Here is a 12,010-nt window from a genome sequence, read left to right as displayed (position 1 = left end):
AGTCGGCTATGTAAATGTCGCAAACCTGTGGTTCCTGGGACCCGACCTCCGGATACCCAGCTTGGATTTGTGATGTCGTGTGGTTGTGCCGGTTTGAGAGCCAAGTACGTTCCTGCGAGACAGCCGTCGATGAGGTGGCTGCAAGTGCTGGGGGAGTACGTACTCTCTGCCTGACCGTGTGGATCAGGTGCTCTGGCCGATGAAAGCGACATGGGCCAAAAAGCCGCTGGGAACCAGGCCGCACCTCGCGGAACCGTTCGCGGAGGCGGGGAGATCCCGGTCGTGGCCCAGCTCGACTGGAGAGAGGGCGAGATACCCGGAACTCGACACGAGTCCCGGGTATTGTCGTTTGACCGCGATCATCCGGTGTGCGGGTAGCCGGGTTGCTTAGGCCGGGCTCCTGTCGACCGGACCGCCGAGCGTCAGCCCATGTGCGGGTAGCGGTGGTCGGACGACGGGGCGAAGGTCTCCTTGATGGCCCTGGCGCTCACCCAGCGGGTCAGGTTGAGGATCGACCCGGCCTTGTCGTTCGTCCCCGACGAGCGGCCCCCGCCGAAGGGCTGCTGGCCGACGACCGCGCCGGTCGGCTTGTCGTTGATGTAGAAGTTGCCCGCCGCGAAGCGCAGCCGCTCCGACGCCGAGGCGATCGCGTAGCGGTCCCGGGCGATGATCGAACCGGTCAGCGCGTACGGGGAGACGCCCTCCATCTGGTCCAGGACCGTGTCGAAGTCCGCGTCGTCGTAGACGTGCACGCCGAGGATCGGCCCGAAGTACTCCTTGACGAAGATCTCGTCGGTGGGGTCGGCCGACTCCAGGATGGTCGGCCTCACGAAGTAACCGGTCGAGTCGTCGTACGAGCCGGTCAGCACGTCGATCGAGTCGAGCGAGCGGGCCCGGTCGATCGCGGCCCTGTTCTTGGCGAACGCCCGCCCGTCGATGACCGCGCCCATGAAGGCGGACAGGTCGGCGGCGACGTCCCCGACGGTCAGGGACTCGGCGACGCCCACGAGCTCGTCGCGGATCACCGACCAGACCGAGCGCGGCACGTACGCGCGGGAGGCGGCCGAGCACTTCTGCCCCTGGTACTCGAACGCGCCGCGAATCAGCGCGGTGGTGAGCACCGCTGGGTCGGCCGAGGGGTGGGCCAGCACGAAGTCCTTGCCGCCGGTCTCACCGACCAGGCGCGGGTAGGAGCGGTACGAGGCGATGTTGGCGCCGACCGTGGACCACAGGTGCTGGAAGGTGGGTGTGGAGCCGGTGAAGTGGATGGCCGCCAGCTCCGGGTGGGTCGTCGCGACCTCGGAGACGGCCGCGCCGTTGCCGGTCACCATGTTGATGACGCCCGGCGGCAGCCCGGCCTCCTCCAGCAGGCGCATGGTGAAGTGCGCGGAGAACTGCTGGGTGGGGGAGGGCTTCCAGACGACGACGTTGCCCATCAGGGCCGGGGCCGACGGCAGGTTCGCGGCGATGGCGGTGAAGTTGAACGGCGTGATCGCGAGGACGAAGCCCTCCAGCGGCCGATACTCCATCCGGTTCCACACACCGGGCGAGGAGACCGGCTGGTCACCGAGGAGCCGGCGCGCGAAGTCCACGTTGAAGCGCAGGAAGTCGATCAGCTCGCAGGCCGCGTCGATCTCCGCCTGCTGCGCGGACTTGGACTGGCCCAGGATCGTCGCGCCGTTCAGCGTCTGCCGCCAGGAACCGGCCAGCAGGTCGGCGGCCCGCAGGAAGATCGCGGCCCGCTCGTCGAACGACAGGGCGCGCCACGCGGGCGCCGCCGCCAGCGCGGCGTCGATCGCCGCGCGCACGTCGTCGGCGTTCGCGTCCGCCGTACGGCCCAGCACGGCGGCGTGGTTGTGCGGCTGGACCACGTCGATCGGGGCGCCGCCGCCCATCCGCCGCTCGCCGCCGATCGTCATCGTCAGATCCAGCTGGGCCCCGGCCAGCTCCTTGACGCGGTTCTCCAGCGCCGTACGCTCGGCGCTGCCGGGCGCGTAACCGAGCACCGGCTCGTTGACCGGGGCGGGAACGGTGGAGATGGCATCCATCACTTGCCTCCAAGGGCACGAAGAAAGAAGGCGATGTTCGCCGGGCGCTCGGCCAGCCGGCGCATGAAGTAGCCGTACCAGTCGTCTCCGTACGGGATGTAGACCCGCACGGTGTGACCCGCCCCCGCCAGGGCCTGCTGCTTGTCGGCCCTGACCCCGTAGAGCATCTGGTACTCGTAGTCGCCCCGGGACCTGGCGAACCGGTCGGCGAGCGTCTCGGTGATCGAGATCAGCCGGTCGTCGTGCGTCGCCACCATCGGGTAGCCCGCGCCCGACATGAGGATCCGCAGGCAGCGCACGTAGGCCCTGTCGACCTCGCTCTTGCGCCGGTGCGCCACCGAGGCGGGCTCGGCGTAGGCGCCCTTGACGAGGCGGACCCGCGACCCCTCGTACGCCAGGTCGCGGCAGTCGGCCTCGGTGCGGAAAAGGTAGGACTGCACGGCGACCCCGGTGGAGGGGAAGTCCTCGCGCAGGGCCCGCAGGGTCTCCAGCGTGGAGTCGACCGTGGTGTGGTCCTCCATGTCGAGGGTCACGGTCGACCCGAGGGCGCCGGCCGCCTCGCAGATCTGCCGCGCGTTCTCCAGAGCGATCTTGTCGCCGTCGGCGCCGAGCGCCTGGCCGACCGCGGAGAGCTTCACCGACACCTCGGCCCGGTCACCGAGCCCCAGCCCGCCCAGCGCGCCGAGCAGCGTGACGTACGCCCGAGCCGTCCGGGTGGCGGCGGCGGAGTCTCTCGTCTCCTCGCCCAGGTGGTCGACGGTGACGGTCAGACCGGTGGCGGCGAGCCCGCGGATCGCCTCGACCGCCTCCTGGGGCGTCTCGCCCGCGACGAAACGATCGACGACCTTGCGCGTCAGCGGCACCCCGGAGACCGTGCGCCGCACCAGCGGCAACCGGGACGCGCCGAGAAGGAGAGAACCGAGCATGCCTCCAGCCTAAAACCTCCGCCCGCCCGGCCAGCATGTGCATCTGCCACGATCAACGGGCGGGGCGTTCATACACATGTACGACAATGGTGGGGTGTTACAGGAGACGGTAGACGAGATCGCCGCCAGGCTCGGCGCCTCGGCCACCCTGGAGGACCGCGTCTTCCAGCTCCTGGCCTACGCCGCGCAGAGCGGCGACATCGACGTGGTGCGCCAGGAGTCCATCCTGCGGCGCCGCGCGACGGACCAGGTGCGAGCCTACTTCGAGGGCTACGGCATCGCCGGGGCCCGCGGGCCCGTGCGCATCCCCGCCGACGCCGACCTGGGCGTGCTCGCGCGGGTGTGCGTGCCGCTGCGGCACCACGAGGTGACCTACGGCTACCTGTGGCTCCTCGACGACGGAACGCTCGGCGACGACGCCCTCGCCTCGGTCGGCGACCTGGTCTCCCGCGCCGCCACCGTCCTCGCCCAGGAGGCCCGCAGCCGCCAGGACCTGGGCGCGAACCTGCGGGAGCTGTTCTCCTCCGACGCCGAGGAACGCTCCCGGGCGCTGTCACGGCTGGACGACGTGCGCGGCCCGGTGACGGCGATCGCCGCCCGCACCTCCCCGGAGCGGGTCGCCGCCCTCTGGACGCTCCCGCGCGCCGTGCTCGCCGACCCCGCCTTTCCGGTACGCGGCGAGCCGCTGGTCGCCCTCCTGGTCCCGGCGGGCCAGGCGGAGGAGCTGGCCGACCGGGTCCGGGGCACGTACGGGACGGTGGTGGGCGTCGGCGCCTCCAGGGACGAGCCCGCGCAGGCCTGGCGGAGCTGGCGGGAGGCCGTGCACGCGCTCGGCGTCGCGAGCCGGGTGCCCGCGCTCGCCCCCGTCGCCACCTGGCCGGGGCTGGGCGTCTACCGGCTGCTGGCCCGCATGTCACCGGCGGGGCTGCGGGAACTGGCGGAGGAGGTCGCCGGGCTGGCCGAGGATCCGGAGCTGGCCAGGACCGTGGAGGGCTACCTCGACCGCGCCGGTCACGTCCAGGAGACCGCCGGCGCGCTCGGCGTGCACCGCCAGACGCTCTACTACCGGCTGGCCAAGGCGGAGCGGCTCACCGGCAGGGACCTCGCCGACGGCGAGGACCGCCTGCTGATCCACCTCGCTCTCAAGGCGGCCCACCTGCTCTGACCCCCGGTTCCCGTCGGCCCCGGGTCCCGGCTCCCATCGGCTTTGAGCCCGGCTCTCACTCTTCTGAGAACCCGACTCTGAGAACCCGACTCTGAGACCCGGCTCCCACCGACTCCGGGCCTCGGCTCCCGTCGGCTCCGACCACCGGCTTCCGTCAGACAGGGCCCCGTCAGACGGGGCCCCGTCAGACGGGGGCCCGGTAGACCTTCACCCAGTCCACGTACATGCTGACCGTCGGGGGAGTGGAGCGATTGCGGCACGGCGACCACTCGTTGCACGTCACGTCGTTCTGGAGCGTCAGGTGCATGGAGCGGCTCCTCGGCACGTTCGGCCCCCGGTAGTCCCACACCTTCCTGCCGTCCAGCCAGAACGTCAGCCGTCCGGGCAGCCAGTCGACCGCGACCGTGTGCCACCGGGTGAAGTCGGCCCGCATCTGCCGCTGGGCCTGGGGCCGGTCGCCGCGGTGCACGAAGATCCCGCCCGACCTGCGGGCCGGGTCGATGATTTCGGCGAAGTCGACCTCCGCGTACTCCCCGCCGCCCTGGTCGGACGGCCAGAGCAGCGCCACGGGGGTGTAGCCCGCGCCGCGCTCGGCCCGCAGCCGCACCTCCCAGCGCCCGTATCGCTGCGCGCTCCGGGTCGCGATGCCCCCCGACAGGTCCCTGCCCCCGTAAAAGCCCCCCTTGAGCCGCAGCACGCCGCCGCCCACGGTCGAGGCCCGCCCGGTGCGCGGGTTGGTCTCGGCGCCGGGGGAGTGGTAGACGACCCACCTGCGGCCGTCGACGCGGGTGCCGTCGAAGTTCTCCACCAGGACCGGGGCGCCCCACCCGCGCCCGGCGGACGGGCCCGTCCCCGCGGACGCGCCCGTCGCGGGCAGCGAGGAGAACGCGAGGGAGGCGGCCAGAACACCCAGAAGCGTGCCACGAATCGACATGGAGCCATCAAAGCAACGATCGCACCCCGGTAACAGAGGTATTCCTTTTTCACACACGTCCCAATGGTTCGGGAAGTGCAACACATGAACGACGCTGACGCCCCACGACGGGCGCCGGCCCGGCTGGTGGAGTCCGGCGAACTCCACCCCGAGCAGGTGGAGCCGGTCGCCCTCGCCGTCGATGAGGCGCCGCGCGACCCGGTCGCGGTCGTAGCCGCGAGTCCCGCACACCCGCGACGCGGGCCCGTACGCGAAAACCGGGGGTCCCCCCTCGGGGACCCCCGGTCTCGGGGTGTGTTCCGCGCGGCCCGCGACGTCCGGCCGACGCGGCCGGGGGCGCTCAGCGGGCGGAGCCGGAGAGAGCGGTCTCGTAGACGTGGACGAGCTCCTGGCTGATCCGCTCCCACGAGTAGCGGGACCGGGCGCGGTCGGCACCGGCGAAGCCGAGCGCGGTGCGGCGGGTCGGGTCGGCGAGCAGCTCGCGGGTGAGGCGGGAGGTCTGCGCCGGGCGGTCGGCGGGCACCAGCAGGCCGGTCACCCCGTCCACCACGGAGTCGAGGTGGGCTCCCACCGCGGAGGCGATGACGGGAACGCCGCAGGCCATCGCCTCCAGCGCCACGACACCGGCCGGGGCCTCCCTGGGCAGCGAGACGACCACGTCGGCGCTGCGCATCAGCTTGGCGACCGAGGCGTGCGGGACGTGCCCGAGAACGGTGATCCGGTCGTCGACGCCGATCTCCTTGGCGAGCAGCATCATGCGGTGCGCGTCGGCGTCGTGCTCCAGGTCCACGGACGCGGGACCACCGGCGATGACCAGCTCGGCCTCGGGAATGCCCTCCAGCGCGCGGATCGCGGTGTGCACGCCCTTGTCGGCCGAGAGCGGGCCCACGTGCAGCAGGCGGGGCCGGGTACCGCGGGCGGCGGCCGGACCCTGGCGGCGGAACCGCTCGACGTCGACGCCGCACGGGATGACCGAGATGTTGCGGCGCGGCACGCCCAGCCGGATCAGCGAGCTCTCCTCGTCGCCGCACCCGGCGATCACCGCGCTGGCCCGGCGCCCGATGGCCCGCTGCAGCCGGACCTTCTTGGCGTCGCGGGAGTTCTCGCTGCTGAAGGTCTGGGTGAACGGCACGTTGAGGCCGTTCGCCCCGGCGATCGCGGCCAGCCCGCCGGTCCAGGAGTGCGCGTGGATGACGTCCGGGCGGTCCTGCCCCCAGCGGTGCATCAGCTGGTCGCCGAGGTCGGACAGGTAGGGCAGCACGCCGTCCTCGGGAAGGTCCCGCGCGGGCCCGGCGGTCAGGTTCTCCAGCGTGACGCCCTGCGACACGCGGACCCTGGCCTTCTCCGAGTCGGAGTTCCTCCGGGTGTAGATCGTGACCTTGTGCTCGCGGCCGAGCTCACGGGCCACTGCCATCAGGTGAGCGCGCTGGGCGGCGAGGTCGGACTCGTCCTGGGTGGAGGAGAGAGCCTCGGAGGAGACGAATGCAATGTTCACGGCACACCTCTGGGAGGAGATTAGGCATGGAAAGCCTGTGATTCCTTCAGGGGTGCCTGCGTCTTAGGCACACGTCTGTATGGCCTTAACCATACCCCGATCTCCGCGGAAGCCAAACCCTTGAGACGAAGCCAAGCCTTTTCTAATACTTCCTGCTCTGCCGGGACTCCTCGGCCCTGGCGCTCGGGACGTGCAACTGGATCACACATCCGCCCTGGTCATTGTGGATGTCGAGGCGGTCGCACAGCTGCCGGGCGTTCCACAGCCCGTCGCCGGGACGGGTCGCGGAATCCGGCGGGAGGAATCCGGCGACCGGGTCGGCGACCCGCCCACCCCGGCGGTCGACGTGGCAGGTGATCGCGCCCAGCCGCTCCCACAGCCGTACCGTCACGGGCGGCTCCAGCAGGGCGGCCACCTCGTGCGCGGCGACGGAGAGCTGGCTCGCGCGGTCGGGGCTCAGCCCCATGAAGGACGCGTGGCCGGTGACGAACACCCGCAGGGCGTGGAGTGTCTCCACGTACGCGGCGGCCGAGTCGCCGGGCGGTTCGAGGGGCGGGACGGAGTCGCACTCGGCGATGAAGTCCGCGGGATCGGTGTACTCGGGGCAGGAGGTCATCGAGACGCCGTCCTTGGAGAGGGTGGGGTGGGTGCGCCGCGCGGTGGCCACCACCCTCGGATCCGCCGTCCGCTCGTCGTACGGGCAGATCATCCACACGTTGGTGTCGCGCAGCAGCAGGTTCAGGCCCGACTCCATGCGCTGCCAGGCCCGTACGTCGGCGGGGGCGCGTCCGGCCCACACCGGCTCGGCGAGGATCCGCACGTGCCCGCCGCGCGGGGCCTCGGGGCCGCGCCGCCGCCAGTAGCGGTGGAAGGCGGTGGCGCGTTCCACCGTCCTGCGACCCAGGAACGCGGTCTCCGCGTAGTCGACCAGCCAGCCCTGCCTGCCCAGGGCGTCCCCGAGAAGCTCCAGGTTGGCCGAGGTGGTCGCGACCATCACCGGGTCGCCCTTGGCCAGCCCGTCCTGGACGAACGGCAGCGCCATCGCGAGGAAGCACCCGTCGGAGCCGTACACCGCGGCCTGGTGGATGGAGGTCATATGAGATCTCCGCCCCTCTCCGCCGGACACGGGTGCCGCCGGGTGCGGCCCCTCGACATCGCTCGGTGGGACCGGCGCGTCACACCGAGTTAGCCAAGCTATACGACACGGAGGGCGAGTATCACGATCTCATCCCAAACTCTCCCGCCGGAGAACGCGTGCCGATCCTCCTCCACGGTCTTGACGATCTCGGCGGGAGACTGCGCCACGCAGCGCGCCAGCACGTCCGCCAGCCTGGTCTCGCCGTAGGACTCACCCAGCTCGTTCCGCGAGGCCACCAGGCCGTCGGAGTAGAAGACCAGGGTCTGGCCCGAGGTCAGCGCGAGCTCCTCGGTGAACATCTCCGCCTCGGGGGCGATGCCCAGCGGAACGCCGCCCCCCGCGGTGAACCGCACCCCGCCGTCGGGCCGCAGCAGCGCGGCGGGGTGGTGCCCCGCGCTGGCCAGCCTGATCTTGCGCGCCTTGACGAACCCGGTCACCGCCATCACGAACATGCCGTTGTCCTGGGCGGTGAGGGCCTGGTTCAGCTTGCGCATCACCTCGCCGGGATCGGTCTCCCAGACGCTGAGCACGCGCAGGCCGTTGCGCACCATGGCGCTGACCGACGCGGCCTCCTCACCCTTGCCCGCCGCGCCCCCGAGGGCGAAACCCCACCCCTCACCGGCGCGGAAGACGTCGTAGAACTCGGCGCCGACCGGGCTGGAACCCGCGTTGTAGATGGCCGCGGCCTCGAATCCCGGGATGTCCGGCAGGCTCCGGGGCACCACGCTGGTCCGCAGCGCGTCGGCCGCCCGCGAGCGGGTCTGGAAGCTGCGCCGCGCGCGCAGCGCGAGCCCCAGATGGGCGCCGATCTCCTCCATCAGCCCCAGATCGGCCAGCGAGAACGGTTCGCGGTCGCGCAGCCGCACCAGGGTCAGGGCCCCCAGCACGCCGTCCTCGCCGCCGATCGGCACGATCAGCATCGAGGCGGCCCCCATCACCCGCAGCAGCGGCGGGCCGGCGGGGACGTCGCCGAGCAGCCCGTCGTCCTCCAGCATCTCGTGCACCACGCCCGAGCCGCCGGTCAGCACGTGCGCGATGGCCGGCGCGGTCAGCGGGTTCATCCCCTCGGCGAGGCGGACCAGCTGGGTCACCGGCTTGTCGCTCGGGCCGAGCACGCAGGCCCGCCGGGGCATGCCGTCGCGGACCACGTCGGCGATCACCCAGTCGGCCTGTTCGGCGGCCAGCAGCCGGGAGGCCCGGGTGACGGTCACCGGCTGGCGCAGGCTCTCCTCGTCGAGCAGCAGGCGGGTCATCCTGGCCAGCAGCTCCTGCCGGCGCGCCGCGGCCATGACCAGGGTGGCGTCCGAGCGGTCGGCCGGGCCGGGCGGCGGCCCCGCCACCTGCGCCTCCAGCGGCAGGATCATGACCGCGATCATCTCCTGCGGCTCTCCCGGCATCGTCAGCCGGGTGACGGCCAGCTGCACCGTGTGCGCGCGGCCCTGGTGGGCGAGCCGCGTCTGGAGGGTCGCGGTCTGGCCGCCCTGCTGGACCGCCGTCAGGTGCGAGCGGAACGCCGCCCGCCGGGAGACGTCGACGAACAGCGGGAACGAACGGCCGATCAGGTATCCCGCCGGGCTGCCGAGCATCCGGGACGTCTCGGCGCTGATCCGCCGCACCACCCCCGAGGCGTCCAGCACCACCACCGGGATGGGGAAGGTGCGGAACACCTGCCGCAGCAGCTTGAGCTCCCGCTGCGACCCGCTCTCCCGCTCTCCCGACCGTTTGGGCGCCTTGCGCAGCTCGCGCACCGAGGCGTCCAGCAGCTCGCGGGCGGTGTCGAGCTCCGCGAGCGCCGCGTCGAGTGTGGACCGGGGGTCGGCGGGGTAGGCGGACTTCGCCTCGCGCAGGGAGGAGACCCTGGTGGTCAGCGCGTTCAGCGCCTGCTCCAGGGTCTGAAGGCCAATGGCGTCGGTCAATGCTCGTCCTCGTCAGGGGCCGGAGTGGGCTGGTCCCGTCGTAGACGGTACGCCACCCGGTAGGCCGAATCGATGCGCGGTCGGATAGTGGTTAAGTTAGCGACACAGGGAAGGGGAGTCGCACGATGGACATGGTCACCCCCGTTCTCGCCCGGGATCTCGCGGTCCTCGGCAGGGTCAGCGAGGAAACATCGAGCGAGAGCGTACTGCGCGGTCTCACAGCCACCCTCGCGGGCGGCGTGCCCGGTTGCGCGGGCGGCTCCGCCGAGCTCTGGCGTCAGGAACGGATGGTCGTCTCAGCTTCCCACAGCGAGCTCATCGTCCTCCTCGACAGCGAGGGGGAGATCGGCGAGGGGCCCTCGTCCGAGGCCCGCGCCACCGGGCGCCACGTGATCGTCCATGACGTCCTGCGCGAGCCCCGCTGGCCCGCGTACACCGGCATGGCCGTCCGCTGCGGCGTCCGCTCGGTCCTGGCGATGCCCATCGTCGTCGAGCGCGCCGTCCTGGTCCTCGGCATGTACGGGGTGCGCTCCGGCGTCTTCGCGGCCAGGAACGTCCCGCCGCTGGCGGACATGCTCGCCGAGCAGGTGGGCGTGGCCCTCGCCAACATGTGGGACTACGACGAGGTCCGCACCGACGCGGCCCAGATGCAGGAGGCCCTCGCGGGCCGGGCGATCATCGACCAGGCCAAGGGAATCATCATGAAGTCGAGCGGTTGCTCGGCCGAGGCCGCCTTCGACGAGCTGCGCCGCATCTCGCAGCACCACCAGGTGAAGGTCGCCGACCTGGCCAAGCTGCTGGTCGAGGAGCACCAGCGCAACCGCGAGGCGAAGAAAGAGGACCGAGGCTCCGGGTGAGGTGAGGAGAGGATCGAGGCCCCGGCCGAGGTAGGGGACCGAGGCCCGGTCCCCCTCCCTGACGGTCCCTGACGGATCACCTCGGCCAACCGGGGATCGTCCGGGGACCACCACCGGTTGGCCGAGGCCGGTCGAGCCGATCGGCCGCTAGCCGAAGGCGGCGATCGCGTCGTCGATCGTGTCGTACAGGGGCAGCCGCTGGGCCAGACCCGTGATCCACATCACCTTGGTCTTGGCGTACTCCACCCCGATGAGGGCGAACTTGGCGTCCGCGGTGGTGCTGACCTGCCAGTGGTGGACGATGAGTCCGAGCGCGCGTGAGTCCATGAAGGTCACCCCGCTCAGATCCAGCGCCATGTCGAGACCGTGCTCGCCGGTCTCCGCCGCCAGGTAGTCGGCGAACTGATCCCTCGTCGTCGCGTCCAGCAGACCCGTCACCCGGATCACGTTGATCCCGCTGACCAGCGCCGACGTGAGAGTCAGGGCTGCCGATCTCTCGCCGTTCTCCGACACCGTCACTCAGGGCCTCCTCGTGCCATTCGATTAGCAACCTTACTGTTACCTGGGGGCGAGTAATACTCCAGGATTCAGGGGAATACTGGAAGCAGAGGTCCAGCAGAGGGCCTCGCCTCGAAAATTGGTCGAGGCGATGCCGTCTGCCCGGATGTTGCTTCCGTGGTCGGCTCGCCCGACAGTAATACCAGGGAGCAGCAATGTCTGTTCAGGCACTCGAAATCACCGACATGACCGCTGAGGACCTCCTCGCCGAGATGTCCCTGCCTGAGATCTCCGAGTACCGCGCCGAGCGTCTGCGTGAGCGCATCGTCGAGATGCACCGCCACCTCGCCATGGAGATCGCCCGCCGTTACCGCTACCGCGGCGAGCCGCTGGAGGACCTCCTGCAGGCCGCGTACGTGGGGCTGATGAAGGCCATCAACGGCTTCGACCCGACCCTCGGGCACCCCTTCCGCGGCTACGCCGTGGTCACCATGACCGGTGAGGTCAAGCGCCACTTCCGCGACCGCACCTGGGCCATCCGCGTCCCCCGCGTCTACCAGGAGCGCAGGGCCGAGCTGAACCGCCTGGTCGCCGACCTCAGCCAGGACCTCGGCCGCGCCCCCACGGTCGCCGAGCTGGCCGTGAAGATGCGGATCTCCGAAGAGGACGTCCTGCTCACCCTCGACGCCTCCGCCGCCTACAGCGCGCTCTCGCTGGACGCCCCCCTCGGCGCCGACGACGACGCCGCCGCGCTGGGCGACGTGATCCCCGACGAGGACGACGCGCTGGGCACCCTCGTGGACCGCGAGGCGGTCAAGCCGCTGATCGACAAGCTGCCGGATCGTGAGAAGAACATCCTCCTGCTGCGTTTCTTCGGCAACATGACCCAGGCCGAGATAGCGGCGGAATTCGGGATCTCCCAGATGCACGTCTCCCGTATCCTGCGGAAGGTGCTTGACCAGCTCCGTGAGGAACTTGTCGCCGAATGCTGAATACACCGCCCGTTACAGGGCACCTCAGTCGGCGACAACGG

General features: G+C 71.2%; 10 protein-coding genes. 3 read left to right on the top strand and 7 right to left on the bottom strand.

Annotation, left to right across the window (positions count from 1 at the left end):
• Nucleotides 1–422: 422 nt before the first annotated feature.
• Nucleotides 423–2,048, bottom strand: a complete 1,626-nt coding sequence (gene pruA, locus ABD817_RS06100; RefSeq protein ID WP_344915870.1) for an L-glutamate gamma-semialdehyde dehydrogenase — start codon at nt 2,046–2,048, stop codon at nt 423–425.
• Nucleotides 2,048–2,974, bottom strand: a complete 927-nt coding sequence (locus tag ABD817_RS06095) for a proline dehydrogenase family protein (protein WP_344915868.1) — start codon at nt 2,972–2,974, stop codon at nt 2,048–2,050. The genes pruA and ABD817_RS06095 overlap by 1 nt, the downstream gene beginning before the upstream one ends.
• Nucleotides 2,975–3,068: 94 nt before the next feature.
• Here ABD817_RS06095 and ABD817_RS06090 point away from each other — a divergent pair, with 94 nt between their 5' ends.
• Nucleotides 3,069–4,139, top strand: a complete 1,071-nt coding sequence (locus ABD817_RS06090; protein WP_344915866.1) for a PucR family transcriptional regulator — start codon at nt 3,069–3,071, stop codon at nt 4,137–4,139.
• Between the two features lie 184 nt (nt 4,140–4,323).
• Here ABD817_RS06090 and ABD817_RS06085 read toward each other — a convergent pair whose 3' ends face one another.
• From ABD817_RS06085 to ABD817_RS06070, 4 genes are all read right to left on the bottom strand, one after another.
• Nucleotides 4,324–5,073: a glycoside hydrolase family 16 protein gene (locus ABD817_RS06085; protein WP_344915864.1), complete on the bottom strand. Its 750-nt coding sequence runs from the start codon at nt 5,071–5,073 to the stop codon at nt 4,324–4,326.
• Nucleotides 5,074–5,413: 340 nt separating this feature from the next.
• The gene (locus ABD817_RS06080) at nt 5,414–6,568 is read right to left on the bottom strand and encodes a glycosyltransferase (protein WP_344915862.1); all 1,155 of its coding nucleotides are present in this window, start codon (nt 6,566–6,568) and stop codon (nt 5,414–5,416) included.
• Nucleotides 6,569–6,710: 142 nt separating this feature from the next.
• Nucleotides 6,711–7,664, bottom strand: a complete 954-nt coding sequence (locus tag ABD817_RS06075; RefSeq protein ID WP_344915860.1) for an anti-sigma factor RsbA family regulatory protein — start codon at nt 7,662–7,664, stop codon at nt 6,711–6,713.
• Between the two features lie 98 nt (nt 7,665–7,762).
• Complete coding sequence (locus tag ABD817_RS06070) at nt 7,763–9,622, bottom strand: SpoIIE family protein phosphatase (RefSeq protein ID WP_344915858.1); 1,860 nt, start codon at nt 9,620–9,622, stop codon at nt 7,763–7,765.
• A 125-nt stretch (nt 9,623–9,747) separates the two neighbouring features.
• Here ABD817_RS06070 and ABD817_RS06065 point away from each other — a divergent pair, with 125 nt between their 5' ends.
• Nucleotides 9,748–10,479 carry an ANTAR domain-containing response regulator gene (locus ABD817_RS06065; protein WP_344915856.1) on the top strand — a complete coding sequence of 244 codons (732 nt, stop codon included), beginning with the start codon at nt 9,748–9,750 and terminating at the stop codon, nt 10,477–10,479.
• A gap of 147 nt (nt 10,480–10,626) precedes the next feature.
• Here ABD817_RS06065 and ABD817_RS06060 read toward each other — a convergent pair whose 3' ends face one another.
• The gene (locus ABD817_RS06060; RefSeq protein WP_344915854.1) at nt 10,627–10,998 is read right to left on the bottom strand and encodes an STAS domain-containing protein; all 372 of its coding nucleotides are present in this window, start codon (nt 10,996–10,998) and stop codon (nt 10,627–10,629) included.
• Nucleotides 10,999–11,192: 194 nt separating this feature from the next.
• Here ABD817_RS06060 and ABD817_RS06055 point away from each other — a divergent pair, with 194 nt between their 5' ends.
• Nucleotides 11,193–11,969 carry a SigB/SigF/SigG family RNA polymerase sigma factor gene (locus tag ABD817_RS06055; protein WP_344915852.1) on the top strand — a complete coding sequence of 259 codons (777 nt, stop codon included), beginning with the start codon at nt 11,193–11,195 and terminating at the stop codon, nt 11,967–11,969.
• Nucleotides 11,970–12,010 lie beyond the last annotated feature (41 nt).

Origin of the sequence: Streptosporangium oxazolinicum (assembly GCF_039537505.1) — a bacterium.
GTDB classification, from domain to species: Bacteria; Actinomycetota; Actinomycetes; order Streptosporangiales; family Streptosporangiaceae; genus Streptosporangium; species Streptosporangium oxazolinicum.
Note: the sequence above shows the minus strand (reverse complement) of the source record. Positions and strands in the feature narration are given on the sequence as shown.

Coding starts and splice junctions, on each gene's coding strand:
- pruA (WP_344915870.1), bottom strand. CDS start 2,048: ATGGATGCCATCTCCACCGTTCCCGCCCCGGTCAACGAGCCGGTGCTC.
- ABD817_RS06085 (WP_344915864.1), bottom strand. CDS start 5,073: ATGTCGATTCGTGGCACGCTTCTGGGTGTTCTGGCCGCCTCCCTCGCG.
- ABD817_RS06075 (WP_344915860.1), bottom strand. CDS start 7,664: ATGACCTCCATCCACCAGGCCGCGGTGTACGGCTCCGACGGGTGCTTC.
- ABD817_RS06055 (WP_344915852.1), top strand. CDS start 11,193: ATGTCTGTTCAGGCACTCGAAATCACCGACATGACCGCTGAGGACCTC.
- ABD817_RS06095 (WP_344915868.1), bottom strand. CDS start 2,974: ATGCTCGGTTCTCTCCTTCTCGGCGCGTCCCGGTTGCCGCTGGTGCGG.
- ABD817_RS06065 (WP_344915856.1), top strand. CDS start 9,748: ATGGACATGGTCACCCCCGTTCTCGCCCGGGATCTCGCGGTCCTCGGC.